The following is a 24,941-nucleotide window of genomic DNA, read 5'->3' on the forward strand; positions in this document are numbered from 1 at the left end:
TTTCTTAACGCGTATAGGGCGTGAACTTGCCCAGCGAGCAACTGCCCGAGATGAACCCGCCCATCGGCGCGCGCGTCTGGATCAGGTCGCGCTCGCAATATCGGCTGTCGAAACCCTTTGAGACGACGATGTCGCCGCGCCGCAGCCCCGGGCAGTCGCCGACCACGTCGTTGCGCCACATCCGGCCGCGGCCCGCGACATAGAGGATCGTGCCCTTGAAGGTGCGGATCTGGGTGACTTGGTCATGGCGAATGCAACGCAGCGGCTCGCCCGCGTTCAGCCCGGCCAGCGCCTTGTCGAGCCGCGCCTGATCGCGCGTGTCCGATTGCTCGGTGGCGGCAGTCGTAGTGCAGGCGGCCAGGAGCAGCAACATGGGCACGGCAAGGCGGATCATTCACAACACTCCTCATGCCCCGCCCGCAGCATAAACACTTCAGCCGCGAAATGCATCCTTGGCCGCGCGCCGCTCGGCGAGCATCTCGACGCTTTCCGCGCGCAGGAACGGATTGGTCGCCTGTTCGAGCGCGATCGTCGTCGGCACCGTCGCCTCGCCCGCCGCGCGCAACGCGTCGACTTCGATCATCCGCGCCCGGATCGCATCATTGTCCGGCTCGGCGACCAGCGCATATCTGCCGTTCGACTGGGTGTATTCATGTGCACAATAGACGACGGTCTCGTCGGGCAATTCCCGCAATCGCTCCATGTTGGCGAACATCTGCGCGGGCGTCCCCTCGAACAGCCGCCCACATCCCATCGCGAACAGCGTATCCCCGACGAACACCGCGCCCTCGTCGGCAAAGAGATAGGCGATATGCCCCGCAGTATGCGCGGGCACTTCCCAGACCGTCGCGACATGCCCGCCCAGCCGCACTTCGTCTCCCTCGGCAACCAACCGGTCCGCAGTCGGGATCTTCGCCGCCTCGGCCGCCGGAGCGATCACCGGGCAGCCGGTAGCCTCCTTGATCGCAGCGTTGCCGCCGGTGTGATCAGGATGCCAATGCGTGTTCCAGATCGCACTGATCTTCCAGCCGCGCTTCTCGGCCTCGGCAAGAACCGGCGCCGCCTCGGCCGGATCGACCACCATCGTCTCGCCCGACGCGGCATCGTGGACCAGCCAGATATAATTGTCGCTCAGCGCCGGTATCCGGACGATCTCGAGCCCTGCCATCATTCCGTCTCCTGTCCCAGTATCCGCGTCAGCGCCTCCGCCCCGATCGCCTGCACGCGCGCCGCGCCCGCCCCGGCCCAGAGCGGCGAATAATCCCCGCGTCCCTCGCTCTCAGCATGCGCGCGCAACGGCGCCAGCGCGTTCGACGCATAGGGGAAAGCCGGCGCCTCGTCGCGCACCGGCCCCAGTTCGCGCATCAGCCGATTGCGGATCCCGCGCGCCTCACGTCCCGACAGCAAATTGGTGAACACCGCATCCGCCGCCGCCGCAGTGCCGAGCAACGCGCGATAGGGCGCCGAGATCGTGCTTTCGGGCGTCGCAAGATAGGCAGTCCCAAGCTGCACCGCCGCCGCGCGGGCATTGAGCGCCGCCCGCACCCCGGCCGCATCGATGATCCCGCCTGCAGCGATCGCCGGCACGCCCGTCGCCACCACCGCATCCAGCAGTGCCGCCAACGGCGTCGGCCGATGCCCATCGAGAAACCATCCCGCATGCCCCCCCGCTTCGGCGCCCTGCGCGATCACAGCGTCGCATCCCTGCGCCGCCAGCCAATGAGCCTCCGCAGCCGTGGTCGCGTTGCCAAACACGCTCGCGACGGCCTTCACCCGCGCCAGCAACCCGGCGTCAGGCAATCCGAAGTGAAAGCTCACCACCTCGGGCCGCAATTCCTCGACCACCGCGCACATCGCCGCATCGAAGGGCCGGCGCAGCGGCGGCGGATCGCCCGGCGTCACGTCCTCCTCGGTATAATAAGGCGCGAGCAGCGCCCGCCACGCGCCCTCGTCGGGCGGCGCCGGCAGCACATGGCAGAAGAAGTTGAGATTGAGCGGTCCGCTCACCGCCGCGCGCACCTCGGCGACTTGCGCCCGCACCTGCTCGGACGTCAGCAACGCACAGGGCAGCGACCCCAGCGCCCCGCCCCGTATCGCCGCCACCGCCAGCGCGACGCCGCCCGCCCCCGCCATCGGCGCCTGCACGATCGGCAGGCGCGCGCCAGTCAATGCGAGGAAACGGGCGGCGGCCGGACTCACCAGTTGCCGGTATTCGGCATCGACGCCCAGGGCTCGGCTGGGCTGAGCGGATCGCCCGCTTGCAGCAACTCGATCGAGATATTGTCGGGCGTACGCACGAACGCCATGTGCCCGTCGCGCGGCGGACGGTTGATCGTGACGCCACCGTCCTTCAGCCGCTGGCACGTCGCGTAGATATCGTCGACCCGATAGGCCAGATGCCCGAAATTGCGCCCGCCGCCATATTCCTCGGGTGCGCTGCCGTCCTCGGCGGGCCAGTTATAGGTGAGCTCGACTTCGGCATTGGCGCGCTTGCCCGGCCCGTTCGAATCCTCCGGCGCGGCGAGGAAGATCAGCGTGAACCGTCCCTTCTCGTTCTCCATCCGCCGCACTTCCTCCAGCCCCAGCAGCTCGAAGAACCGCACGGTCGCCTCCGGGTCGGTGACGCGGATCATGGTGTGGAGATAGTGCATGGGGAGTCCTTATGGCCGTTTGTCCGCGAGATAGGATCGCCACCCCCGAAGACCAACCCATTCCATCCTCGCTTTAGCGAGGGAGGAATTTTCGCTTATCGCTCGCTCGCCCCGAACTGCGCCAGCGCCTTGCGCGCTGATTCCGCCGAGGGGCTCCCCGGCGCCAGTTCCAGCACCCGGCCCCATGCCGCCCGCGCGCCCGCTTCGTCGCCCGCGCTCGCGGCGATATTGCCTGCCTCCAGCTGAACCTGCGCATCGTCGCCGGCGCGCTGCAGCGCCTCGGTGATGTCGGCCTTGGCCCGCACAAGATCGCCCTGCCGCCGCGCCAGCGTCGCCGAGAGCAGCCAGGCCAGCGGATCGGCCTTGGCATCGGCCAGCGCGCGATCCAGATCGCTCCGCGCACCGTCCATGTCGCCCGCCGCGACCAGCACCCGCGCGCGATCCAGCCGCGCCTCGCCCAGCGCCAGCCCGCGCAACAACCCGGTCGCCAGCGCCGCGTCGAGCGCCGCACGCGCCTTGACCGGGTCGCCGGCGGCCAGCCAGGCGTTGCCCGCCTGCGCCCAGTAATTGGACGAGCGGATATCGTGCGCGCTCTCGGCCTCGCGCGCGGCTTCCTCGAACGCCGCCGCCGCCGAGGGCCAGCGCTTCTGGTTGGCATAGGCGACGCCCAGGCATTGCCGCGCCAGCATGCCGCCACCCTCGACGCGCCACTTGCTCGCCGCCGCCACGCCCTGCGAAGGATCGCCGGTCGCGAGGTCCATGCACTCGGCATAGCGCGGCGGCTCCTGCCCAACCGGGGGCGCCGCGGTGGTCGCGGCCTGAAGGCTCAGGAGGAAGAAGAACATAGGGATAGCACGTCCTCGACAGACCGGAGGATCAGCGCGAGATCGGAATCGCGCGAGAGCCGGTGGTCGCCGTCCTTGACCAGCACCGTCTGCACTGCATCTGAACGGATCAGCTCGGCGAGCCGCGCAGCGCGTTCCCACGGCACTTCCTTGTCGCGCTGCCCCTGGAGCAGCCGCACCGGCCCGTCGAATGCGATCGGCCCGATCATCACCCGATTGGCCTCGCCCGACGCCCAGAAGCCGCGCGTCGTAACCGTCGGCGCGTCGCCATAGTCGTTGGGCTTCTCGATCCAGCCATATTGCAGGATCGTCAGCTTTTCGGCCTGAGTGAAACCCCAGTCGGTGAAGTCGGGCGCCGCCGCGATCCCCACCATTCCCGCGACCAGCTCGGGCCGCGACTTGGCGAGCATCAGCATCACCCAGCCGCCCATCGACGATCCGACCAGCACCACCGGTCCCTGCACCACCGCATCGATCACCCGCAGCGCATCGTCGCGCCACAGCGCGAGGGTCTGATCCTCGAATTCGCCTTCGCTTTCGCCGCAGCCGGCATAGTCGAAGCGCAGGAACGCGCGGCCGCTGCGCTGCGCCCATTGCTGCAGCGCCAGCGCCTTGGTGCCATTCATGTCCGAAGCATAGCCGCACAGGAACACGATCGTCGGCCCGCGTCCGGGCGTGTGGCGATAGGCGAGTTTGGGCCGCTCGGGCGCGGGTGCTTCGGGGGTATCGGTCATGCGCAGGGATTAGGGGCGTCGGGCGCGGCGGGCAATCTCTAGCTCCCCTCCCTGCAAGGGAGGGGCTGGGGGTGCGCGCGTCTGCGCGCCCAAGAGACTCCTCGCCGAGCATCTAAGCGTCGACCCTATCGACGCTGGACCCATTCCTAACCCCTCCCCTGCAGGGAGGGGGATCTACTTCTGATTTGTCCTAAAACCCAAGCCGGCTGCGCTTCCACTCGCCCGAACCCGCGCCGCAAATCCCCTTCAGCGCCTGCCACTGCGCGCCGTCGAGCACCGGCGTGTATCCCGCCTTGCCCGCGCTCGCCGCAAACCGCCGCTCGCGCTCGGACGACATCGGGTGGCTCGCCATATAGCCGAGCAGTGCATCGGCGCCCTTCACCTTGATCTCGCTCTTCGACAGCCGCTGAAAGAATGCCGCAGTCGCGTGCGGCGAGACCTGCGCCTGCCGCAGCGCGTCGATCGCAAAGGCGTCCGCCCGCGTCTCCGCCCCGCGCGAATAGCTCGCCGAGAGCAAAGCGTTGGTATAGCCGCCGACATTGCCGTCCAGCCCGCCCAGCACCACGCTCAACCCCAATTGCCGCACCAGCGATTCGAGCACGTCGCGGTTCTCGACATGCCCCAGCTCGTGCGCGAGCACCCCGGCCACTTCGTCGGGCGACGAAGCCTGTTTGAGCAGCCCGCTGAACAGCACGACATGCCCGCCCGGCAGCGTCACGGCATTGACCATCGGCACGTCGACCACGCGCAGGTCAACGCCCTCGCGCATCTGCATCCGCGTCGCCATCGCCTGCAGTGCCGCCATGCCCTCCGGATCGGTGCACGCACGCTCGCCGAAATCGCCGACCATCAGAGCGCCCATCCGCGCCTCGACCGAGCGCGGGATCATCCGCGCGACCAGCGAGGGCACCGTCATGAGCACCGCGATCACCAGCGCCGAGACCGCGGTGAACGCGCCCACTGCCGGCCACAGCCCGATCCGGTCGATCATCCCGCCATAGCGCCGCGCGCCGGGCAGCCGCGTGGCGATCCCGGCGGGCATCGGCCCGGGAAAGGTCACGCTCCACCCCGGCCGCTTCTTGAGCCCATAGCGCGGCGCGCCATCGACCACGCCCTGCGCGACGAGGTCCTCGAACGCATAGGGTCCGTCCTCGCGGCCATGCTCGGCCAGAACGAAGCCGTCGCCGGCCGGCACCATCAGCGGCTCGCGGCGGACTCCGCTGGCGCCGTCATAGTGCCAGACGCGGACTGGGCCGTCGGAATCAGAAGGCGCCGACATCGAATGCATCCAGCAGCCCCTCGCCTTGCTTGGGCTCGCGCGTCGTCGATTGCGTGAAGTCGTCCAAGTCGAGCGTGCCATAGGCCTGCATGTGGCGCACGAAGAACGCCCAGTTGCGGTAGCCCAGGAAGATCGCCCCGATGCCGAGCGTGCACACCACCAATGCGACATTGCCCAGGAACAGCATCAGCCAGTCCTTGGTGCGCGCGCCGAACTCGAAGTCCAGCCCGCCGAGCGACAGCTTGCTGACCACTTCGCGGAAATAGGCTGCGTAGAAGGTCAGTGCGATCAGCCCGAGCACGACGAAGAAGCCGATATAGCCGACTACCAGGAAGATAATCAGCGCCGCCTGCGCGCCCTCGGGCGAATTGGCCATTGCCGGGCCGACCGTGAACACCAGCACGATGCCGCCGATGAACAACACGATCGGCACCAGATAATATAGCAGGTAGCGCAGCATCACTGCTTCGGTGACGCGCGCGCCCGACTGGAACTGGTATGGCCCGAAGCTCATCCGGTTCCAGCGCTCGTTCCACAGATTGACCATCGCCCAGGGGACGAGCAGGCCGAGCACCAGCGAGCCGACGATCGTCTTCCACAGATGCGACAGCGCATAGCCGAAGCCCTGATCGTCGCTGCCGCCGCGAATCCCGTGCCAATAAGTGCGGCTAAGCCGGTAACGCAGCGCACGATAGATCGCGACGCCCACCAGATACAGGAAGCCAAGGTAGAATATCACGATCAGCAACCCGGCCAGCCCATCCTCGCCGCGGATCGCCAGAGCCTGGATCGCGAACTGGATCAGCCCCAGCGGCACGATGAACAGGAAGAATGCCATCACATAGCCGATGAACAGCTCCAGCCCGGTGCCGGTCCATTCCAGCCGGTCGTCGATGAAGCGCGTCTGGCTCCACAGATAGTGCCGCTCGCGTGCCTTTGCCCAGAAGGTGTAGATCCCGAGCGTGACGATCGACAGCAGCAGATTGGTGAAGGCGATCGGTGCGAATTCGCGCCAGCTGCCGTGAAATTCGAACGCGCGCGCGCCCGCATCTTCCTGATCCATGAAAGTCCCCCTTGCCCGGAATGGAGCCGAGCGAAGGGGGCATCGTCAACCCTTATCGCCGCGCATTCGCGACGATTTGCGGCGCGATCGTCTCACATCCGGGCATCGAAGGTGTTGCACGCCGCCGGATCGCCGCTCTCCAGCCCGCGCTGCAGCCATTGCTTGCGCTGGGCCGAGCTGCCGTGGGTGAAGCTGTCGGGCACCACTTCGCCCTGACCCTGGCGCTGGAGGGTATCGTCGCCGATCGCGTTCGCCGCCGCCATGCCTTCCTCGATATCGCCCGTTTCCAGCCGCCCGCTGCGCTTGGCCCAGACGCCGGCATAGCAATCCGCCTGCAGCTCGAGCAGCACCGACAGCTTGTTGCCCTCGGTGCGCGAGGCACGCCCCTGCGCCTGGCTGACCTTGGCCGAGGTGCCTTCGAGATTCTGGATATGGTGGCCCACTTCGTGCCCGACGACATAGGCGCGGGCGAAATCGCCCTTCGCGCCGAACCGCTTGTCGAGCTCGTCGAAGAAGCCGGTGTCGAGGAACACCCCCTGGTCGCCCGGGCAGTAAAAGGGGCCGACCGCGGCCGATGCCTGGCCGCATGCCGACTGGACCGATCCCGTGAAGAAGTTGATCGTCGCGGGCTGGTAGCGCTGGCCCTGTTCGGCGAACACCTGGCTCCACACCTGCTCGGTGCTGGTCATCACCCGGCAGGCGAACAGCTCCGCCTGCGTGTCGCACGCCTTGGCCGCGCCCTGGGTCTGACCCGGTGCGGTCTGCGTGCCGCCGCCGCCGAGCAGCCCGCCGCCGCCCATCACCGCGAAATAGATCAGCGCGCCGATCCCGAGCAGTGCGACGCCGCCGCAGCCCAGCCCGCGCCCGAGCAGCAGCGGCAACAGGCCGAGCAGCCCGAAGCCGCCGCCTCCGCCGCCGCCCGAACCCCAGTCGCGCGCATTGTCGGTGGGGTCGAGATCGTCGAGCCGCATGGGAATCCCTTCATCGTTCGGTCCCCGCAACAATGCGCGAGAAGCCCGAGCGTTGCACGCTCTTCCAATCCTCCCTCGCGAAGCGGGGGATGGGGCGCCCAAGGCGACAGAGGGGGGCCGTCGGTAGACGGCCCACCTTCGACCGCTGTCATACAAAAGCGTGCATTGCCCTTCGCGCCGCAATGTCCCACATCGCGGCCATGGCCGACGCCGAACCCCGCCCGCGCCGCGTCCCGGGCCTGCCGCTGCCGGACTGCGTCGCGTTGGTGCTGCAGGGCGGCGGCGCGCTGGGCAGCTACCAGGCCGGCGTGATCGAAGGGCTCGGCGACGCGCGCATCGAAGTGGATTGGGTCGCCGGCATCTCGATCGGCGCCGTCAACGCCGCGCTGTTCGCCGGCAATCCGCCTGAAACGCGCCTCGCCGCGATCCGCGCCTTCTGGGAAGGCGTCACCGGCGCGCTCCCCGATTTCTCAATACCGCTAAGCGATACCGCGCGCGAGTTCGCCCATGAATGGGCCGCCGCGACGGTGCTGATGGGCGGCGTCCCGGGCTTTTTCCGCCCGCGCACTATCCCGCCCACCTTCGCGCTTCCCGGCAGCCCGAGTGCGCTCAGCTTCTACGACAGCGAACCGCTCCGCCAGACGCTCGACGCGCATATCGACTGGGACTTGCTCAACACCGGCCCGGTCCGCCTCTCGGTCGGCGCGGTCGACATCGCCAGCGGCAATTTCCGCTATTTCGATACCGCCGACGAACGCCTCGACGCGCGCCATATCATGGCTTCGGGGGCGCTGCCGCCGGGCCTGCCTCCGATCGAAATCGACGGACGCTTCTATTGGGACGGCGGCCTCGTCTCGAACACCCCGCTCACCCATATCTTGGATCGCCAGGGCGCGGACACGCTCGTCTTCCAGGTCGATCTCTTCCCCGCCGCCGCGGACTTGCCGCGTACGATCACCGACGTGCTCGCCCGCGAAAAGGAAATCCGCTTCTCCAGCCGCACCCGCCAGGTTTCCGACGATCGCCTCCGCCTGCGCCAGGAGCGCGAGGCGATCCGCCGCGTCCTCGCCAAGCTGCCCGCCGACCTCGCCGACGACTCCGATGTCGAAGCGCTGCGCCTTCTCGCCGACGAGAAGCCGCTCAGCCTCGTCCACCTGATCTATCGCGCCAATGCCTGGGAAGGCGGATCGCGCGACTTCGAATTCTCCGCGCGCTCCATGCACGAACATTGGCAGGCCGGCCGCGCCGCAGTCGCCGAGACCATGGCCAATGCCCAGCTCGTCGCGGCCAACATCCTCGACGGCAAGACCGCCGCCTTCGACCTCACGCACCGTTAGTCAGGAGTACGCCATGTTCCTCAAAGGCAAGTCCGCAATCGTCACCGGCTCGACCTCCGGCATCGGCCTCGCTTATGCCAAGACGCTCGCCGCCGAGGGCGCTTCGGTGATGATCAACGGTTTCGGCGACGCCGCCGCGATCGAGACCGAACGCGCCGCGCTCGAAGCCACCAGCGGCGCGAAGGCGCTGTACGACGCCGCCGATATGTCCAAGCCCGACCAGATCGCCGCGATGGTCGCACGCGCCGAGAAGGAGCTCGGCAGCGTCGATATCCTGATCTCGAACGCCGGCATCCAGCACGTCGCCCCGATCGACGAATTCCCGATCGAGAAATGGGACGCGATCATCGCGATCAACCTGTCCTCGACCTTCCACCTGATGCGCGCCGCCATTCCGGGCATGAAGGCGCGCAACTGGGGCCGGATCATCACCACCGCCAGCGCGCACAGCCTCGTCGCCAGCCCCAACAAATCGGCCTATGTCACTGCCAAACACGGCATCGCCGGCCTGACCAAGACCGCCGCGCTCGAAGTCGCCACCCACGGCATCACGGTCAACTGCATCTCGCCGGGCTATGTCTGGACGCCGCTGGTCGAGAACCAGATCCCCGACACGATGAAGACCCGCGGCCTCACCCGCGAACAGGTCATAAACGACGTGTTGCTCGACGCGCAGCCGACCAAGCAATTCGTCCAGCCGGAACAAGTTGCCGCGCTCGCGCTATTCCTGTGCCGGGACGAGGCCGCGGCGATCACCGGGGCCAATTATTCGATGGATGGCGGCTGGACGGCGGCCTAAGCCGGCATCAAAAGGGGATCGATGATGAAGTGGATGCTGCCCGTCGCTGCTGCCCTCGCGCTGGGCCTGACGGGCTGCAGCGTCTACCGCGAAGCGACTTCGCCGATGCCGTCGACCAATGTCCGCTGGCAGCGCGTCGCCACCAGCGCCGACCGCGACCGCATGCGCGACTGGCGCAAGGCATGGGACGAGGCGCTCCCCTTGGCGCGCAAGGCCGACGCCAGGGCAGTCGCCGCGGAGCCGCTGCTGTTCGATCCGGATCGCGCACTTCCCGACGCGGCGCTGCCGCAGGGCAATTACCGCTGCCGTACCTTCAAGCTGGGCGGCCGCGGCACCGCGATGCGCGATTTCACTGCCTATCCGTGGTTCGACTGCCGCGTCGCTGACGAAGGCGAAGTGAAGAGCCTGCACAAGATCACCGGCTCGCAGCGCCCCACCGGCCTGATCTTCCCCGACGAGGCGACGCGCCAGGTGTTCCTCGGCACGTTGGTGCTCGGCGACGAAACCGCCCCGCTGCGCTATGGCCTCGACGCGGACCGCGACATGATCGGCTATGTCGAACGCATCGCCGCCAAGCGCTGGCGGCTGGTGTTTCCCAAGCCACGCTTCGAATCGGTGCTGGATGTCGTGGAGCTCGTCCCGACCCCTTAAAATTCCTCCCTCGCGAAGCGGGGGAGGTGGCATGCGAAGCATGACGGAGGGGGCTTAGCCGCGGGCGATGACTGCGGCGAGGATATGGGCCAGCACGCCCTCCAAATTCCCGAACACCTCAGCAGCGGCCACCCGCAGCGTCGCTACGCCGCGCGCTTCCAGCCAACGATCCCGAGCTGCGTCCCGCGCCGGCCGATCACCAAATCCGTGCGCTTCACCATCGATCTCGACACACAATCGGGCTTTCGCGCAGTAGAAGTCGAGCCGGTACGGCCCTGCCGCGTGTTGACGCCGAAAATAATATCCGCCGGGCTCCGTCTTGAGCTCCAGCCACAGCCGGAGCTCCGCCGGGCTGAGCTTTTTCCGCTCACTTCGGGCCGCACGTCTCGCCTCGTTCCAGCCTTTCAGCTTCATGGCTAGCCCCCTCCACCACGCCCTGCGGGCGCGGTCCCCCTCCCCCGCAGCTGCGCTGCGAGGGAGGTATAGATAAGATACCTCCCTCGCGAAGCCGGGGAGGGGGCCTATCTAGGACTCCAAACCAACCCCCTCGACAACCCCCAATCGCCCGCTAACCTGCCCGCCATGCGCACCCTCCTCTCGGCAGCCCTCGCCATGACTCTCGCCGCCCCCGCTTACGCCGCCGACCCCGTCCGCGACGCCACGCAGGCCGCTCTCCCCCAGCTCATGGATTTCTACCGCGACTTCCACGCCAATCCCGAGCTCAGCCTCCACGAGGTCAAGACCGCCGCCAAGCTCGCCGCCGAGGCGCGCAAGGCAGGCTTCAAGGTTACCGAGAAGGTCGGCGGCACCGGCGTCGTCGCGGTGCTCGAAAACGGCCCCGGCCCGATCCTGCTGATCCGCGCCGACATGGACGGCCTGCCCGTCACCGAAGACACCGGCCTTCCCTTCGCTTCCAAAGTCCGCGCCACCACCGACGAGGGCCAGGAAACCGGCGTGATGCACGCCTGCGGCCACGACACGCACATGGCATCGTGGATCGGCACGCTGCGCAACCTCGCCGCGATGAAAAGCCAGTGGAAGGGCACGCTCGTCATGATCGCCCAGCCCGCCGAGGAGCGCGGCATGGGTGCGCGGATGATGCTCGAGGACGGGCTGTTCACTCGCTTCCCCAAGCCGCAATTCGCGCTGGCCTTCCACGATGCCGCCTCGCTCCCTGCCGGCACGATCGGCGTGCGTTCGGGCTATGCGCTCGCCAATGTCGATTCGGTCGACATCAAGGTCCAGGGCATCGGCGGGCACGGCGCCTATCCCAACACCACCCGCGACCCGATCGTCCTCGCCGCGCGTATCGTCAGCACGCTCCAGACCTTGGTCAGCCGCGAGATCGACCCGCAGGACGCCGCCGTCGTCACCGTCGGCAGTTTCCAGGGCGGCACCACCCACAATATCATCGGCAAGGAAGCGACCTTGCTGCTCACCGTGCGCAGCTACACCCCCGAGGTCCGCAAGATCCTGCTCGACGGCATCGCGCGGATCGCCAAGGGCGAAGCGATCGCCGCAGGCGTCCCCGAGGACCGCATGCCCGTCGTCACCGTCCGCAACGAAGGCACGCCCTCGACCTTCAACACCGAGCCGCTCACCGGCCGCCTCAACACGCTCTGGACCAGCCGCTTCGGCAAGGATCGCGTCGTCGAGACTCCCGCCGTGATGGGCGGCGAGGACTTTGGCCGCTTCTACCTTGCGGACAAGTCGATCCAGAGCATGATCTTCTGGGTCGGCGGCGTGCCCAGGGCGAAATGGGACGCCGCGCAGGCGGGCAAGGCGGCGCTTCCTTCGCTCCACAGTCCGTTCTGGGCGCCCGAGGCCGAAGCGGTGATCGGCACCGCCACCGAAGCGATGACCGCGGCGGCGCTCGACATATTGAAGCGCTAAATCTGCCGGCCATTGGCACAAACGCGGCTAATTCACGTTAGAGCAACATGAGTTTGCCGGAGTTTGGGCATTGGCGCAGGAGCATATCGTGGCGGTTGGGTTATTGACCAACCGTGACCTGGAAAGACTCGGAAGTGGCTTTAGTCGCTGCTTTCCGGTATCCGACGACGGCAAGTTCGAAGACTTGCTGCGCGCAATCGACGAAGCCGATGCCGCATCGGGACTGCGCGCCAGCCGTCCCGAAGAAGGACATGTGAAAACCATCTAGGTCGATCGGTACGGCGTCGTACCTACTATTCGCTTGTACCGCGCAAGAGCTGTGGCACTCTTGGACTGCGATGGAAAACTACTTGCCCGAGTCGGCCTATTTCCAGAAACGCGCACACCGCGAGCGCGAAGCCGCGCAACGCCAGCAACATCCGGTGGCGCGCCACGCGCATCTCGTCATGGCCGAACGCTACGAACGCATGGTCGCCGAGGGTCCGCGCTTCCGCTAGCCGCCGCCGCGCTTCAGCCCACTGCGGCGATCGCCGGGGCATCCTCGGCCTTTTCCGGGCGGATATAGATGGACGACAGCATTGGCAGCGCCGCCTTGAGCTCCTGCTCGATGCGCTCGATCAGCGCCTCGCCCTCGCCCATCGTCAGCGCATCGTCGAAATCGGCGCTGACTGCGACGAACACCCGGTCGGGGCCGGTATGGATCGTACGGACATGATTGACCCGCATGATTCGCGGCTCGCGGTCGAGGATCGTCCACACGCAGGCGACCACCTGCGGATTGGCGCGCTCGCCGATCAGCAGCCCCTTGGCTTCGCGCGCCAGCAGGATCGCCACTGCGGCGAGGATGCAGCCGATCGCGATCGACGCCACCCCGTCGATCCGCGGATCGCCCCAGTGATGGCTCGCCCATATGCCGATGCCGGCAACGAAAAGCCCGGCAAGCGCCGCCGAATCCTCGAACAACACGATGAACGCCGCGGGATCCTTCGACTCGCGCACTGCCGCCCACCAGCCCATCTCGCCCTTGGCTGCGGCGAACTCCTTGAGCGCTATGCCCCAGCTCGTCCCTTCCAGCGCCACGGCGACTGCCAGCACGATGTAATTGACCAGCGGATTATGTAGCGGCTCGGGCGCGGCGACGTGCTTCCAGCCCTCATAGATCGAGACGCCCGCGCCCAGCCCGAAGATCAGGATCGCGACGACGAACGCCCAGAAGTAAAGTTCGCGGCCATAGCCGAACGGATGTTCGGCGTCGGGCGGCTGCTTGGCGCGATGCTGACCATAGAGCAGCAGCCCCTGGTTGCCGCTGTCGACGAGGCTGTGCACGCCTTCGGTGAGCATCGACGACGAACCGGTGATCGCCGCCGCCACGAACTTGGCGACGGCGATCCCGAGATTGGCCGCCAGCGCGGCATAAAGAACGATATTGGCGCGCCAGCCCGACGCGGGAGACGCAGCCATCAACGAGCTCCCAAAAATCCTTCCCCGGGAACCGGGGGAGGTGGCAGCGAAGCCGACGGAGGGGCCTCTCCGCGAGCAATAGGTTCGTGGAAAAGGCCCTTCCGACGCCTCGGGCGCTCCCCCTCTATCGGGAGGAGAAAGTGCCTCAGTCCAGCCCGAGCTTGTGCATCACCTTGCCGATGATACCCTTGGTGCCGGCCGGCCCTGCGGCCAGCTTTTCCTCGGCCTTGGCGTCATAGCCCGAGCTTTCGGGCGGCGCATGGTTGTGCACCGGCTGGGTCGAAGCGGGCGGATCCGACGCATCCATCGATTCATCGAGCGCGCGGTCCAGCCGCGCCTCCTTGCTCTCGGGATTGCGTTCCAGCCGCTCTACGATGGACTTGTCGGTGCCGGCATCCGCCGAGCCGACGGGCGCGGGGCGCTCGTTGGCGACATTGCTGCCCGCTTCTGCATCGTCGGGTCCCGGTGCCACCGACATCCTGTCCATCGCCGGGTCGATCGCGTTCGCATTCATGATTCACTCTCCTGAGCGTTGCCTGACTGAAACGACCGCCGTGCGATTCGCGTTCCGCGCTCGGAAACATACCGCACACAAAAACGGCCCGGCGGGAGTGCCGCCGGGCCGTATCTTGGGTTCGCTGTGCCGCGGACTTAGTCGCGCGAGCTGCCGAACAGGCGCAGCAGGAACAGGAACATGTTGATGAAGTCGAGATAGAGGTTCAGCGCCCCCATGATCGCGACCTTGCCCTGCATCTCCGTGCCGGCGACGTGCGCATAGATGCTCTTGATCTTCTGCGTGTCATAGGCGGTCAGGCCGGCGAAGATCAGCACGCCGATCGCGCTGATCACCAGGCCCATCGTGCCCGACTGGAGGAACAGGTTGACGATCGACGCCACGATCAGGCCGATCAGGCCCATGATCAGGAAGGTGCCGAAGCCCGACAGGTCCTTCTTGGTGGTGTAGCCATAGAGGCTGAGGCCGGCGAAGCCCGCCGCGGTGGCGAAGAACACGCCCGCGATCGACGTGGCGGTATAGGCCATGAAGATCGTCGAGAGCGACGCGCCCATCAGCCCGGCATAGACGAAGAACAGCGTCTTGAGCGTGCCTTCCGACATGCGCTCCTGGCCAAAGCTCATCGCGAACACGATCGCCAGCGGCGACAGCGTGACGATCCAGCCCAGCATCGTCGGCGAATAGCCGCCGTTCGCATTCTGCTGCACGATCAGCTCGATCAGGCTCGAATTGCCGACCACCATCGAAATGATCGCAGTGAGCAGCACGCCCGAGAGCATGTAGTTGTAGACCGACAGCATATAGGCCCGGAGACCCGCGTCATACGCGTCGGCGCGTACGTCGGTCGCCGCATAGGCCGCGCCAGTCCGGGGGTCAGACCAATTCGCCATTGTAAACTCCTTTGCCCGGCCGTGTGCCGGATGCGCTGAATATCGTTCCTGAACCGGTCCTTTTCAAGCAAAACCGGTGGGCGGGCCGCGGGATCGCGGTTAAACCCCGCGCCATGCACCGCCTGTTCGTCGGCCTTCGTCCCCCGCGCGCGGTCCGCGAGCGCCTTCTCGCGCTGATGGGCGGGGTCACCGGCGCCCGCTGGCAGGACGATGCCCAGCTCCACACCACGCTGCGCTTCATCGGCGAAGTCGAACGCCCGCTTGCCGAGGATGTCGCGATCGCGCTGTCCAATATCCACTATCCGCCGATCGACGTCGCGCTCGACGGCGTCGGCCAGTTCGACAGCCGCGGCCGCCCCAATGCGCTCTGGGCCGGGCTGCGCCCGCACGACGCACTCGCCGGGCTCCACAAGAAGGTCGATCAGGCGCTGGTCCGCTGCGGTCTCGCGCCCGAGGGCCGGGCATATCTGCCGCACATCACCCTCGCCCGGATGAACGCTTCTGCCGGCCCCACCGATCGCTTCCTCGAAACCCATGCCGGCCTCGCCGGCGCGCTCTTCACGCTCGATCACTTCCTGCTGTTCGAAAGCACGCTGGGCAGCCAGGGCGCGGTCTACGAAGCCGTAGAGCGCTATCCGCTGCGAGGGTGAGGAAGGCCGATTTAGGGAACCTCTTTTCCGGCCACGCGTACCCTTGCGGCTGCGTAACGAGCGAAAGGATGAGGATGCGGAATTTTCGAAATGTGATGGTGCTAGGCGCGGTCCCGGCTGCGTTCTTCGTCGCGATGCCGGCCCAGGCGCAAGCCGAGTTCACCGGCGCCGGCGAGGAGTCGGAACTCGATTGCGACGGCGCTGCCGCCACGATCGAAGGCGCGAGCAACATCCTGACGATCACCGGCGCATGCACCAGCCTGACCGTCACCGGCGCGGGCAATCGCATCACCGTCGATCTCGCCCAAGCCTCGCGAATCCAGGTGGTAGGCGCCGACAATGAAATCCGCTGGCGCGCGCCGGGCACCGCAAAGCCGCGCCTGAGCGTCACCGGCGCCGGCAACCGCATCTCCCGCCAGCGCTAGGCTGCAGACTTCACTTCCTCCTTCGTCATCCCGGCCTTCTCGCGTCGGAAAGAAGCGGGATCAGATCGCGCGGGCGTCACCCGTGCCAGTCGATCCACGCGCCATAGGGATGACAGGTGGCGAGGTGCCGCGCTTCACCGCTTGGCCAGCAGGTCAGCCACAGCTGGACCTCGCTGCGGTTCGCCGTCCATTCGAAGCTGACCCACGCCAGCGGCCGCTTGGGCGTGGCGCGCGCGCCGGCCGCGGCGATCAGGTCGGTCGCGGCCTTGCGGTCGTCATCGCTCAGATATTGCAGCACCATCGAGTGGAACACTGCGCGGCAGCGTCCGGCGTCCTGCGGCAAAGCCAGCTGCTCGGCCAGCCATGACACCGCATCCGCGCGCGCGATCCGCGGCGGATGGCGCTGCGCCAGCGCGATCGCGTTCTGCAGCCGCTCGGCGCGCGCGGGCTGATCGGCGAAGACGAACGACAGCAGCCGGTCGCGCGTCGCCTCGTCCGCCACGTCGAGCGGATGGAGATCGACGCCGAGCGCCGCCAGCACGTCCACCGCCGCTTCGGGCGGCGGCGCGCCGTGCCAGGTCGGCGCGATCTGCACCGTCGAGCCCAGCGTGCCCGCCGGCACCCCGCCCAGATCATAGCCATAGCGTGCCAGGTTGAGGTTGAGCCCGGCGCTCGACCCCAGTTCGAGCAGTTCGAACGGCAGGCCGAAGCGCTCGTTCGCCACCATCAGCGCGGAGAGGATCGCCGCGGCGCGATTGACTTCGTTGGTCTGGGTCGGCTGGCGCATCCAGTGCGCGATGAAATCGTCCTCGGCGTCGAGCGCCGCGCCGATCGCCCCGTCGAAATCGTCATGCTGGCGCTTGTAGAGCGTTTCGAGCCGCAGCGGCCGCCCGCGCCGCGCCAGCGCATGGATCGCGGCGTTGAAGCGCATCGCCAGTGCCGCTGCCGAGGGATCCCCCGGCCAGGTCTCGATCAATGCGGCGGTGCGCGGGGCGCGGCGGATGTGCCGCTCGCCGGCTTCGAGCACCGAGGCGACGAAAGGCGAGCCGAGTGCGCGCGCGATATCCGCCTGGCGCGTGAATTCGCCCCGGGCCGCAAGATTGTCGGTCATATTCCTCCGGTCGCCGGATGCGCGGTCCGACGAAAAATCACGCGAAATCGAGCTTCGGGCCGCCGCTCCGAACGCGAAGCGGCGGCTCGGCACCTGCTCAGAACGACGCCCAGTCGTCGCCGCCGTTGGTCCGCTTCAGCGCGCCGACTGCGGCGGCGGGGAGCGGCTTGACCGGACCCTCGAAGCGCGCCTGGGTCTTGCTCACCCGCGGCGCGCCGCCATTGCCGACGTTGAACCGCGACGCCTGCTCGCTCAGTGCAGCGACTTCGCTGCTCAGGTTGCGCGCAGCGGCCGAGGTCTCTTCGACCATCGCGGCATTCTGCTGAGTCGACTGGTCCATCGTCCCGATCGCGATGCTGATCTCGGTGATCGCAGTCGACTGGGCCTGGTTGTCGCTGGCCATCTCGCCGAGCAGCGCATGGACTTCGCCCACATCGCCCGAGATATTGGCGAGTGCGCTGTCGACCTTCTGAACCATCTCCACCGCAGCGACGATGTCGCTCTGCGTCGAAGTCAGCTGGTCGCGAGCACGCGCCGCTTCCTCTTCCGAGCGCATCGCGAGCGCCGAGACGAGATCGGCGACGACCGCGAACCCGCGGCCCGCTTCACCCGCACGGCCGGCTTCGACCGCGGCGTTCATCGCGAGAACCCGCGTCTGGAACGCGATCTTGTCGAGACCCTCGATGACGCTGTCGATGCCCTTGGCACCGTCGGCAACCCGGCTCATCGCCTGGACCGCTTCGTCGGCGACCGCACGGCCGCCCGAGACTGTGGCGATGGCGCCGTCGGCACGCTCGACGGTGCGGCCGGCCGAAGCGGCCGTCGCCTTGAGGCGGCCGTCCATCTGCGTCACCGCTGCCGAAGTTTCCTCCAGGCTCGCGGCATTGGCTTCGGTACGGCGCGCCAGATCCTCGGAGGCCTGGGCGATCTCGCCCGAGCCCGAGCGGATCGAGATCGCGCTTTCCATCACCGTGCCGATCAGGTTGCGAAGCTCGCCCACTGCGGCGTTGAAGTTGGTCTTCACCGCGGCATAATCGCCCGGGAAGTCGCGGGTGATCTGCGCCGTGAGGTTGCCGTTGGCGAGCTCGGAGAGCTGCGACGACACCGTCTCGACGACCATCTTCTGCTCGGCCTCGGCGCGCGCACTGGCGGCTTCGGCGGCATGCTTGGCGACTGCGGCGTCGCGGAACACCAGCACCGCGCGGGCCATGTCGCCCAGCTCGTCGCCGCGATCGGTGTCGGGCACGGCGATGTCGTTCTTGCCTGCGGCCAGATCGGCCATGCTGCGGGTCAGCCCCGAAATCGGACGGGCGATCAGGCCGGTCAGCATCACCGCGAGGGTGATGGCGATGCCGATCAGCGCCAGCGCGCCGATCGCGAGCACCATCAGCGCGGTCTTGATCGCGGTCTGCTGGCTCGCGCCATTATCCTCGATCAGCTTGGTCTGGGCGTCCTTGATCTCGCGCAGCGGCAGCACCGCGGCGCTGGTCAGCACGGCCTTGCCGGCGGCGCGCACATCGGCCTCGGCGGCTTCCTGCTGGCCTGCCTTGACCTTGGCGATCAGCCGGTCGCCCCATTCCTTGCGCCACTTGAGGGTTTCCTCGCGCGACTTGAGCAAGGCGGCTTCCTGCACCGGATCGACCAGGATCTCCTCGAGCTCGGTCGAGGTCTTGTCGTAATCGTCGCGACCCTCGTCATACGATTTGAGATAGGTCTCGTCTGCCGTCACCAGGAACCCGCGGAACTGGCTGTTCTGGCGCAGCAGCGAGGTTTCCAGCGCCTGCGTCTTGGCGTGGATCGACTGGCTGAGGTTGCTTTGGTCGGTCGAGCTGCGGATCGACGTGATGCTGGTGAAGAACACCCCCATCACGATCGCTGCAGTCGCGCAGATCGTCAGGAACGACAGGCCCAGCTTCTTGGGTATTTTCATAGCCTTGAACATGTTTTTCCTAGCCTTCAGCCAGATGGCGGCCGTCGCCGCCGCAAAGTGTTACGCCGCCCCCGATGGGCGGCTTGCCGCAGCCGGAAAGGGCCCGGACCGCTCCGAAGAGCGGCCCGGGCCCGAGCCGGATTAGAAGTCGAAGCGAACCGAAGCCGAGATCGTACGACCGTTGAGGACGTGAGCACGCGCCACGCCGACTGCCGGGATCACTGCGTCGTCGATCGCAGTGATCGCGAGCACGTCGAACAGGTTGGCGGCGTTGACTGCCAGCGTCACCCGATCGAGCGGACGGAACTGCACGAACGCGTTGGTCGTCGTGTAGCCCGGAACCTTCAGCGTGTTCGCCGCGGTGGCGAAGCTGCCGGTGGTGCCGATGATGACCGCGCCGACGCTGAACTTGTCGGTGGTGATCTGCGGCGTCGCCTGGAAGATCAGCTTTGCCTGGTGCTGCGGCACGTTGCCGTTGTTCGCCGGGGTGAGCACGTCGTGCGTGATCTCCGCGTCCGTGTAGGTCGCGCCGGCGGTCAGGCTGAAGATGCCCATCCGGTAGCTGCCTTCGAACTCGGCGCCCATCGCCTTGTAGTCGCGCACGATCGGCAGGCCGGTGGTCGAGTCGAGGTTGGTGTCCTCGGCCTTGGCCCAGAAGCCCGTGACGTTCACGGTCAGGTTGTCGTTGCGGTACTTAACGCCCGCCTCGGCCTGGTGCACCACGTCGACTGCCGCGTCCTTGTCGACCAGGCTGCCGTCGGTCGTGCTGATGAACGGACCGAAGTTGATCCGGTCGGCGTTCGCACGGCCGCCGCGGCTGTAGCGCGCGAACACTGCGAGCGGCTCCGCGATGCGCCAGTTCACGCCGGCCGAGTAGCTCAGATAGCCATAGGTATAGTCGACCGGGGCCGGACGGGTGAGCGGAAGCACCGCGACCTGCATCTCGGGGACTGCGATCACGCCGTCGCGGTTGATGTCCAGCGGCGCAGTGCCGACGCGGCCGCCACCCAGGTCATAGCCGAGCACGTTGCCGCTCGCCTTGCCGAAGTCATAGCGGAGCGAACCGCCGATCGAGACGCCGCCGATCTTGAGGTTGACCGACGCGAACGGCGCGTTGGTCGTGTAGCCGAGCTTGTAGCCGCGGTTGAACTGCGCCGGGTTGGTCGGCGAGCCATAGCGCAGCGTGCCGTCCTGGGTGACCTTGACGCCGGTCGAGGTGACGACGTCGAGCAGCTGGCTGTCGCCGTTGCTGGCGACGCCGCTCAGCACGGTCGCCCAGTTCCAGTCGGAATCGATGGTCTGGTGCGAGCTGTACAGGCCGAAGGTCGTGGTCAGGTCGTTGCCGCCGACGTTCCACACGCGGCTGGCGCGGATGTCGTTGGTGACGTTGCTCAGGTCGTTGAGGTCGGTGTCGGCGATCATCATCAGCGCGCCGAGGCCGTTGCCGTTGAGCGAGGCCGGGGCGGTGATCGTCGTGCCGGCATTCGGGCCGCTGGCGAAGCGCAGCGAGCCGCCCGGGGCGCCGAACGCACCGGCCATCGCCGCGGCGGGGACGAACTGCGTGTAATAGATGCCCATGTAATGGTTGGACATGCCGGCGTAGCGGAAGCGCTCGGTGACGTCGAAGCCGCCGATTTCGAACTTGCTCTCGACGCCGATCGACTTGACGATCGGATGCTGGCCCGCGGTCATGTCGTCGAGCACCGGCTGGTTGTTGCCGTCCAGCGTCAGCAGGCTCTGGAAGTTGCGCGAGAACAGCGTGTCGTGGCGCACGTCGTAATTGGCGATGTTCTTGTAGACCGGCTTGTCGTTGGTGCCGCTCACGCCCAGCGCGGTGATGTCATATGCCGGGGTGATGTCGTTGAGATACTTGCCGTAGATACGGATATAGCCGCCGTCGAATTCCTTGGTGACGTTGACCTTGATCTGGCCGCCGCGGGTCGAGTTGAAGCCGGTTGCGCGCGGGCCTTCGCCGTCTCGCCAGAAGCCGCCGACATGGAAGCGCAGCGTCGGGCTGAGCTTGGCGCCATAGTCGAAATCGACGCGGCGCATGCCATAGTCGAGGCCGGTCGAGAGCTGGACCGAGCCGCCTTCGACGTCGCCGGTCTTCGAGATGAAGTTGACGATGCCGCCGGGCGAGTTCGACGCGAAGGTCGAGGCCGATCCGCCGCGGATCGCTTCGACGGCCGCCAGGTTCAGGTCGGCACGCAGGAACGTGTCGGCAGTCGCGAAGGCGATGTCGCCGAATTCGAAGATCGGCAGGCCGTCTTCCTGCAGCTGCAGGAACTTGGCGCCGGTCGATGCGATCGGCAGGCCGCGGATCGTGATGTTGGCGCTGCCCTCACCGGTCGCTGCTTCCGAGCGGATGCCGGGGATGTCGCGGAGGATTTCGGAAATCGAGCGCGCACCGATCTTGTCGATCTCGCTGGCGCGCAATGCGCTGGTCGACGTGGCGCTGTCCAGGCGGTCGCGGCCCTTGGCGACGCCGGTCGAGAAGACTTCTTCCTGCTTCTTTGCGTCCTGCGCAGGTGCGTCGGCCTTTGCATCGGCTTCGACCTTCGGCGCGTTCGCCGTGTTCGAGACCGTGTTGGCATAGGCCGGCGCTGCGAGCGCGAGCGGCGCAGCAGCCAGGAAGAGATAACCCCGTTTCATTCTAAGCTCCCAATAGGAATGTGCTGCTCCGTTATAGGAGGTTCCCGTAGGTGCCGGTGCGAGCGGTAACAGTTTTGTCGCAAAATCAAGGCGAAGCGCGCCGCCGCCTCCTCGCGACGCGGCAAAGCCCTCCGCAATTTTCCGGAGCTATGGAGAAGGAGGCGCTAACCATGTTCTGGCGAAACGAGGCACCCGCACGACGAACCGTTGGGCGATCGCCGCGAAACACGTCTCGTCCCGGTTAACCTCGATTGTTCGGAACGGCTTAGCCATGACAGGGATTGCGACCCTTACCGAGATGAAGAATCCGGGGAGGGTCGCACCTATGTCTTCGTTACGCCGCCTCGCGCGGCTGTTAGCCTATTCCGCCGCCGACGCACCGCGCCACCGCTCCCGCGAGCGCGGCCCGGCGCCGTCCTGCACCCCCGCGCCGGGCCCCAGCCCGACCGGCCCCTGCGCCGCACCGGTCGATTGAGGACCGCCGAGATTGATGGTTAGCTGTCCCGTATGATCCTCCCCCCTAGCGGGGAGGATCCGAGCGGTCGGACACTAACAGTGATCCGGCCGAACCTGCTAACGACGACCACTCCGCCGCGATAGCAGGCAAGCCCTGTTCGCCCGCCTAAATCGTCAGGCCCAGCTACGCCCATCCGCCGCCGCGCAACCATAAGGCGGCAGCTGGCCGGGGAAGCGTTCCTGGAGCTTGTGGCAGCCCCAGCTGCGCAGCGGGCCCGGCATATAGCCGTTCAGCGTGATGCCGACTTCGTCATAGGGAGTCTCGGCGCTGGTGACATAGCGATACCAGCGCATGCCAAACATCAGGGTCGCTGCGATCAGGACGACGCACAGCACCTGCAGAACCTTCTTCATGCCAACTCCAAACCAACACGAGGCCGCGCCGCCTCGCAGCAAAGCCGTCGGCAGGCAAGGACCAATGCCGGGCGTGCGCTTATTCCTTCAGCGTCGCCACCAGCGCGTCGGCCGCGCGCGTCACTTGCTTCCAAACCGCATCGAAATCGGCCGCGTCGCCATAATAGGGATCGCGGACCGATTGCCCGGCGCATCCCGGCACCTGGTCCATCAGCAGCCCGATCCGCGCGGTGCTGCGCCCCGGCGCCATCGCATGGAGGTCGAGCAGGTTCTGCGGATCGAGCGCGAGGATATGGTCGAAGCTGGTGAAGTCCGCTCCGCGCACCCGCCGCGCGCGCTTGCCCGAGATGTCGATGCCGTGCGCCAGCGCCACGGCCTGGCTGCGCGGGTCGGGCGCGTTGCCGACCTGCCACTCGCCGGTCGCAGCCGACTCCGCATGTGCCGCCAGCCCCTCGCGGCGCGCCGCCTCCCGAAACGCCGCCTCGGCCAGCGGCGAGCGACAAATGTTACCAAGACACACGAACAATATGGACGGCGGGCGCACGAAAATCCCCTATTTCGTAAATACGGTATGGTCTGCTAGCCTCGGTTTACGAGGTCTCGCATCAGCGCGGCCCGCGCCGACCTTAGGGCAGGCGGGACAGGGAGGGAATGGATGGCGAGTTCAAGCGCGGCCGTGGCCGATCGCAAGGCCGGCCCTTACGCCTGGTACGTGCTGGTGGTGCTGTTTCTGGTCTATGCGCTCAACTTCATCGACCGCCAGATCCTGACGATCCTCGCCCCGCACATCCGCCGCGACCTCGGGCTCAGCCATGCCGATATCGGCTTTCTCTACGGCACGGCGTTCGGGGTGTTCTATGCGCTGTTCGGCATCCCGCTCGGCCGGCTGGCGGACAGCTGGCACCGCGTCCGGCTGATGTCGATCGGGCTCGCGCTGTGGTCGACGATGACTGCGGTGTCGGGCCTGTCGCGCAACGGCCTCCAGCTCGCCGCCGCGCGGATCGGCGTCGGGGTCGGCGAGGCGACGGCGAGCCCCTCGGCCTATTCGCTGATCTCGGACTGGTTCCCCCGCCGCCAGCGCGCCACCGCGCTCGCCATCTATTCGGCCGGCATCTATTTCGGCGGCGGCTTCTCGCTCTATCTCGGCGGCGCGATCGTCGACTGGTGGAACGCGGCCTATCCCGTCAACCCGCCGTTTGGACTGGTCGGCTGGCAGGCGGCGTTCATGGCGGTCGGCCTGCCCGGGCTCGTCCTCGCGCTGTGGGTGCTGACTCTGCGCGAGCCGATGCGCGGCCAGTCCGAAGGGTTGCGCGCCCCGCCGCACCCCACGCCGTTCAAGAGCTTCCTCGAAGACCTGCTGACGATCATCCCGCCGCTCACCCTGATCGGTGCCGCGCGCAATGGTGCGACTGCGTTGTTCCGCAACCTCGTCGTGCTCGCGCTGGTCGCCGCGGCGGTCTACGCGCTGCTCCGTCTCGGCGAGCCGCTGCCGCAATGGCTCGCCGTGGGGATCGGCGTCTATGCCGTCTACAGCTGGTCGGCCGCGCTGCGCCACCGCGACGCGCCGACCTTCAGCCTGATCATCGGCACGCCCGCCTTTATCGCAGTGGTGCTCGCCTATGGCCTCAACGCCTTCCTCGCCTATGCCGTCGCCGGCCTCGCGCCGAGCTATGCCGCGCAGGTCTTCGGCGTCACCAGCCGCGAGGCGGGGCTGTGGATCGGCGGCCCGGCGATCCTCGGCGGGTTCCTCGGCGTAACGCTGGGCGGAATCGCCGCCGATCGCCTCCGCCGCCGCTATGCCTCGGGCCGGATCATGGTGATCCTGTTCGGCAGCCTCGCGCCGATCGCGCCGATGGTCATCGCCTTCACCACCACCGACAAGTCGTTGTTCTACGCGATGCTGCCGATCACCCAGGTCTTCGCCAGCTGCGCGCTGGGTGCCGCCGCCGCCGCGACGCAGGACCTCGTCCTCCCCCGCATGCGCGGCACCGCTACCGCCGCCTTCTTCATCGGCACCACGCTGATCGGCCTCGCGCTCGGCCCCTATCTCGCCGGCCGGGTCGCCGACCTGACCGGCAGCCTCTCCACCGGCATCCTCTCGCTGCTGGTGACGCTGCCGCTGGCGGTAGGCGCCGCGATCGCCGCGCTGCGGCTGGTCCCGGCGGCCGAGGCATCGCGCGAGGCGCGGGCGAAAGCCGCGGGTGAGCCGCTGTGA

The 24,941-nt window shown here is 67.4% G+C and carries 27 protein-coding genes; 9 read left to right on the forward strand and 18 right to left on the reverse strand.

From position 1 onward, the window contains the following. Positions 1-4: 4 nt before the first annotated feature. The 9 genes from BXU08_RS11570 to BXU08_RS11610 form a co-directional block, all read right to left on the reverse strand. Positions 5-394, reverse strand: a complete 390-nt coding sequence (locus BXU08_RS11570) for a hypothetical protein (protein ID WP_077510196.1) — start codon at positions 392-394, stop codon at positions 5-7. 39 nt (positions 395-433) lie between these two features. Further along, positions 434-1,168, reverse strand: coding sequence for a hydroxyacylglutathione hydrolase (gene gloB / locus BXU08_RS11575; RefSeq protein WP_077510197.1), 735 nt, complete (start codon positions 1,166-1,168; stop codon positions 434-436). Further along, positions 1,168-2,199, reverse strand: coding sequence for a nitronate monooxygenase family protein (locus BXU08_RS11580; RefSeq protein WP_253190352.1), 1,032 nt, complete (start codon positions 2,197-2,199; stop codon positions 1,168-1,170). The genes gloB and BXU08_RS11580 overlap by 1 nt, the downstream gene beginning before the upstream one ends. Beyond that, entirely contained in the window at positions 2,196-2,651 is a 456-nt protein-coding gene (locus tag BXU08_RS11585) for a VOC family protein (protein ID WP_077510198.1), read from the reverse strand. The genes BXU08_RS11580 and BXU08_RS11585 overlap by 4 nt, the downstream gene beginning before the upstream one ends. A gap of 95 nt (positions 2,652-2,746) precedes the next feature. Continuing rightward, positions 2,747-3,496 (reverse strand): tetratricopeptide repeat protein, encoded by a 750-nt coding sequence (locus tag BXU08_RS11590; RefSeq protein ID WP_077510199.1) that lies wholly within the window; start codon positions 3,494-3,496, stop codon positions 2,747-2,749. Continuing rightward, positions 3,478-4,230: an alpha/beta hydrolase gene (locus BXU08_RS11595; RefSeq protein WP_077510200.1), complete on the reverse strand. Its 753-nt coding sequence runs from the start codon at positions 4,228-4,230 to the stop codon at positions 3,478-3,480. Before BXU08_RS11595 ends, BXU08_RS11590 begins: the two co-directional genes overlap by 19 nt. A gap of 190 nt (positions 4,231-4,420) precedes the next feature. Next, positions 4,421-5,509 (reverse strand): M48 family metallopeptidase, encoded by a 1,089-nt coding sequence (locus tag BXU08_RS11600; RefSeq protein ID WP_077510201.1) that lies wholly within the window; start codon positions 5,507-5,509, stop codon positions 4,421-4,423. Next, positions 5,493-6,572, reverse strand: coding sequence for a YjgN family protein (locus tag BXU08_RS11605; protein WP_077510202.1), 1,080 nt, complete (start codon positions 6,570-6,572; stop codon positions 5,493-5,495). Before BXU08_RS11605 ends, BXU08_RS11600 begins: the two co-directional genes overlap by 17 nt. Before the next feature lie 92 nt (positions 6,573-6,664). Further along, complete coding sequence (locus BXU08_RS11610) at positions 6,665-7,543, reverse strand: neutral zinc metallopeptidase (RefSeq protein WP_077510203.1); 879 nt, start codon at positions 7,541-7,543, stop codon at positions 6,665-6,667. A gap of 200 nt (positions 7,544-7,743) precedes the next feature. Between BXU08_RS11610 and BXU08_RS11615 the strand changes: the two genes are divergently transcribed. From BXU08_RS11615 to BXU08_RS11625, 3 genes are read left to right on the forward strand one after another with little or no spacing between them, the layout of a single operon-like run. Then, positions 7,744-8,880, forward strand: coding sequence for a patatin-like phospholipase family protein (locus tag BXU08_RS11615; protein WP_077510204.1), 1,137 nt, complete (start codon positions 7,744-7,746; stop codon positions 8,878-8,880). A 13-nt stretch (positions 8,881-8,893) separates the two neighbouring features. Then, entirely contained in the window at positions 8,894-9,679 is a 786-nt protein-coding gene (locus tag BXU08_RS11620) for a 3-hydroxybutyrate dehydrogenase (protein ID WP_077510205.1), read from the forward strand. Positions 9,680-9,700: 21 nt separating this feature from the next. Further along, positions 9,701-10,330, forward strand: coding sequence for a DUF4893 domain-containing protein (locus tag BXU08_RS11625; RefSeq protein WP_366926556.1), 630 nt, complete (start codon positions 9,701-9,703; stop codon positions 10,328-10,330). A gap of 54 nt (positions 10,331-10,384) precedes the next feature. Here BXU08_RS11625 and BXU08_RS11630 read toward each other — a convergent pair whose 3' ends face one another. Next, positions 10,385-10,744: an endonuclease domain-containing protein gene (locus tag BXU08_RS11630; protein ID WP_077510206.1), complete on the reverse strand. Its 360-nt coding sequence runs from the start codon at positions 10,742-10,744 to the stop codon at positions 10,385-10,387. Positions 10,745-10,912: 168 nt separating this feature from the next. On the opposite strand from BXU08_RS11630, the gene BXU08_RS11635 reads away from it, so the two are divergent. The 3 genes from BXU08_RS11635 to BXU08_RS20045 all read left to right on the forward strand — a co-directional run bounded on the left by BXU08_RS11635 (position 10,913) and on the right by BXU08_RS20045 (position 12,720). Next, positions 10,913-12,223: an amidohydrolase gene (locus tag BXU08_RS11635; protein WP_077510207.1), complete on the forward strand. Its 1,311-nt coding sequence runs from the start codon at positions 10,913-10,915 to the stop codon at positions 12,221-12,223. A 70-nt stretch (positions 12,224-12,293) separates the two neighbouring features. After that, on the forward strand, positions 12,294-12,491 hold the full coding sequence (locus BXU08_RS11640) for a hypothetical protein (RefSeq protein WP_253190353.1): 198 nt from the start codon (positions 12,294-12,296) through the stop codon (positions 12,489-12,491). An 82-nt stretch (positions 12,492-12,573) separates the two neighbouring features. Then, complete coding sequence (locus tag BXU08_RS20045) at positions 12,574-12,720, forward strand: hypothetical protein (protein WP_171982500.1); 147 nt, start codon at positions 12,574-12,576, stop codon at positions 12,718-12,720. A gap of 13 nt (positions 12,721-12,733) precedes the next feature. Here the strand turns inward: BXU08_RS20045 and BXU08_RS11645 are convergent, their stop codons facing one another. The 3 genes from BXU08_RS11645 to BXU08_RS11655 form a co-directional block, all read right to left on the reverse strand. Next, on the reverse strand, positions 12,734-13,684 hold the full coding sequence (locus tag BXU08_RS11645; protein ID WP_077510208.1) for a cation diffusion facilitator family transporter: 951 nt from the start codon (positions 13,682-13,684) through the stop codon (positions 12,734-12,736). Positions 13,685-13,829: 145 nt separating this feature from the next. Continuing rightward, positions 13,830-14,198: a hypothetical protein gene (locus BXU08_RS11650; RefSeq protein ID WP_077510209.1), complete on the reverse strand. Its 369-nt coding sequence runs from the start codon at positions 14,196-14,198 to the stop codon at positions 13,830-13,832. A gap of 137 nt (positions 14,199-14,335) precedes the next feature. Next, positions 14,336-15,088, reverse strand: coding sequence for a Bax inhibitor-1/YccA family protein (locus BXU08_RS11655; protein WP_077510210.1), 753 nt, complete (start codon positions 15,086-15,088; stop codon positions 14,336-14,338). Positions 15,089-15,201: 113 nt separating this feature from the next. Between BXU08_RS11655 and thpR the strand changes: the two genes are divergently transcribed. Both thpR and BXU08_RS11665 read left to right on the forward strand, forming a co-directional pair. After that, positions 15,202-15,738 carry an RNA 2',3'-cyclic phosphodiesterase gene (gene thpR / locus BXU08_RS11660; RefSeq protein ID WP_077510211.1) on the forward strand — a complete coding sequence of 179 codons (537 nt, stop codon included), beginning with the start codon at positions 15,202-15,204 and terminating at the stop codon, positions 15,736-15,738. Positions 15,739-15,812: 74 nt separating this feature from the next. Further along, positions 15,813-16,163: a DUF3060 domain-containing protein gene (locus BXU08_RS11665; protein WP_171982501.1), complete on the forward strand. Its 351-nt coding sequence runs from the start codon at positions 15,813-15,815 to the stop codon at positions 16,161-16,163. A gap of 76 nt (positions 16,164-16,239) precedes the next feature. On the opposite strand, the gene BXU08_RS11670 is transcribed toward BXU08_RS11665, so the two are convergent. The 5 genes from BXU08_RS11670 to BXU08_RS11690 form a co-directional block, all read right to left on the reverse strand. After that, entirely contained in the window at positions 16,240-17,274 is a 1,035-nt protein-coding gene (locus BXU08_RS11670) for a DUF2332 domain-containing protein (protein ID WP_077510213.1), read from the reverse strand. A gap of 97 nt (positions 17,275-17,371) precedes the next feature. Then, the gene (locus tag BXU08_RS11675) at positions 17,372-19,216 is read right to left on the reverse strand and encodes a methyl-accepting chemotaxis protein (RefSeq protein WP_077510214.1); all 1,845 of its coding nucleotides are present in this window, start codon (positions 19,214-19,216) and stop codon (positions 17,372-17,374) included. Between the two features lie 129 nt (positions 19,217-19,345). Then, positions 19,346-21,856 carry a TonB-dependent receptor domain-containing protein gene (locus BXU08_RS11680; RefSeq protein ID WP_077510215.1) on the reverse strand — a complete coding sequence of 837 codons (2,511 nt, stop codon included), beginning with the start codon at positions 21,854-21,856 and terminating at the stop codon, positions 19,346-19,348. Between the two features lie 630 nt (positions 21,857-22,486). Continuing rightward, complete coding sequence (locus BXU08_RS11685) at positions 22,487-22,726, reverse strand: hypothetical protein (protein WP_077510216.1); 240 nt, start codon at positions 22,724-22,726, stop codon at positions 22,487-22,489. Between the two features lie 79 nt (positions 22,727-22,805). Further along, positions 22,806-23,270: a low molecular weight protein-tyrosine-phosphatase gene (locus BXU08_RS11690; RefSeq protein WP_077510217.1), complete on the reverse strand. Its 465-nt coding sequence runs from the start codon at positions 23,268-23,270 to the stop codon at positions 22,806-22,808. A gap of 111 nt (positions 23,271-23,381) precedes the next feature. On the opposite strand from BXU08_RS11690, the gene BXU08_RS11695 reads away from it, so the two are divergent. Continuing rightward, positions 23,382-24,941 carry an MFS transporter gene (locus BXU08_RS11695; protein WP_077510218.1) on the forward strand — a complete coding sequence of 520 codons (1,560 nt, stop codon included), beginning with the start codon at positions 23,382-23,384 and terminating at the stop codon, positions 24,939-24,941.

This window comes from Sphingomonas sp. LM7 (genome assembly GCF_002002925.1).
Lineage (GTDB): Bacteria > Pseudomonadota > Alphaproteobacteria > Sphingomonadales > Sphingomonadaceae > Sphingomonas.

What these genes read in the sequence shown, in the direction of transcription:
- BXU08_RS11675 (WP_077510214.1), bottom strand. Translation starts at nt 19,216, where the DNA reads ATGTTCAAGGCTATGAAAATACCCAAGAAGCTGGGCCTGTCGTTCCTG.
- BXU08_RS11655 (WP_077510210.1), bottom strand. Translation starts at nt 15,088, where the DNA reads ATGGCGAATTGGTCTGACCCCCGGACTGGCGCGGCCTATGCGGCGACC.
- BXU08_RS11570 (WP_077510196.1), bottom strand. Translation starts at nt 394, where the DNA reads ATGATCCGCCTTGCCGTGCCCATGTTGCTGCTCCTGGCCGCCTGCACT.
- BXU08_RS11620 (WP_077510205.1), top strand. Translation starts at nt 8,894, where the DNA reads ATGTTCCTCAAAGGCAAGTCCGCAATCGTCACCGGCTCGACCTCCGGC.
- BXU08_RS11635 (WP_077510207.1), top strand. Translation starts at nt 10,913, where the DNA reads ATGCGCACCCTCCTCTCGGCAGCCCTCGCCATGACTCTCGCCGCCCCC.
- BXU08_RS11630 (WP_077510206.1), bottom strand. Translation starts at nt 10,744, where the DNA reads ATGAAGCTGAAAGGCTGGAACGAGGCGAGACGTGCGGCCCGAAGTGAG.
- BXU08_RS11605 (WP_077510202.1), bottom strand. Translation starts at nt 6,572, where the DNA reads ATGGATCAGGAAGATGCGGGCGCGCGCGCGTTCGAATTTCACGGCAGC.
- BXU08_RS11650 (WP_077510209.1), bottom strand. Translation starts at nt 14,198, where the DNA reads ATGAATGCGAACGCGATCGACCCGGCGATGGACAGGATGTCGGTGGCA.
- BXU08_RS11600 (WP_077510201.1), bottom strand. Translation starts at nt 5,509, where the DNA reads ATGTCGGCGCCTTCTGATTCCGACGGCCCAGTCCGCGTCTGGCACTAT.
- gloB (WP_077510197.1), bottom strand. Translation starts at nt 1,168, where the DNA reads ATGGCAGGGCTCGAGATCGTCCGGATACCGGCGCTGAGCGACAATTAT.
- BXU08_RS11595 (WP_077510200.1), bottom strand. Translation starts at nt 4,230, where the DNA reads ATGACCGATACCCCCGAAGCACCCGCGCCCGAGCGGCCCAAACTCGCC.
- BXU08_RS11610 (WP_077510203.1), bottom strand. Translation starts at nt 7,543, where the DNA reads ATGCGGCTCGACGATCTCGACCCCACCGACAATGCGCGCGACTGGGGT.
- BXU08_RS11645 (WP_077510208.1), bottom strand. Translation starts at nt 13,684, where the DNA reads ATGGCTGCGTCTCCCGCGTCGGGCTGGCGCGCCAATATCGTTCTTTAT.
- BXU08_RS11685 (WP_077510216.1), bottom strand. Translation starts at nt 22,726, where the DNA reads ATGAAGAAGGTTCTGCAGGTGCTGTGCGTCGTCCTGATCGCAGCGACC.
- BXU08_RS11670 (WP_077510213.1), bottom strand. Translation starts at nt 17,274, where the DNA reads ATGACCGACAATCTTGCGGCCCGGGGCGAATTCACGCGCCAGGCGGAT.
- BXU08_RS11665 (WP_171982501.1), top strand. Translation starts at nt 15,813, where the DNA reads ATGCGGAATTTTCGAAATGTGATGGTGCTAGGCGCGGTCCCGGCTGCG.
- BXU08_RS11585 (WP_077510198.1), bottom strand. Translation starts at nt 2,651, where the DNA reads ATGCACTATCTCCACACCATGATCCGCGTCACCGACCCGGAGGCGACC.
- BXU08_RS11695 (WP_077510218.1), top strand. Translation starts at nt 23,382, where the DNA reads ATGGCGAGTTCAAGCGCGGCCGTGGCCGATCGCAAGGCCGGCCCTTAC.
- BXU08_RS11680 (WP_077510215.1), bottom strand. Translation starts at nt 21,856, where the DNA reads ATGAAACGGGGTTATCTCTTCCTGGCTGCTGCGCCGCTCGCGCTCGCA.
- BXU08_RS11590 (WP_077510199.1), bottom strand. Translation starts at nt 3,496, where the DNA reads ATGTTCTTCTTCCTCCTGAGCCTTCAGGCCGCGACCACCGCGGCGCCC.
- thpR (WP_077510211.1), top strand. Translation starts at nt 15,202, where the DNA reads ATGCACCGCCTGTTCGTCGGCCTTCGTCCCCCGCGCGCGGTCCGCGAG.
- BXU08_RS11615 (WP_077510204.1), top strand. Translation starts at nt 7,744, where the DNA reads ATGGCCGACGCCGAACCCCGCCCGCGCCGCGTCCCGGGCCTGCCGCTG.
- BXU08_RS11625 (WP_366926556.1), top strand. Translation starts at nt 9,701, where the DNA reads ATGATGAAGTGGATGCTGCCCGTCGCTGCTGCCCTCGCGCTGGGCCTG.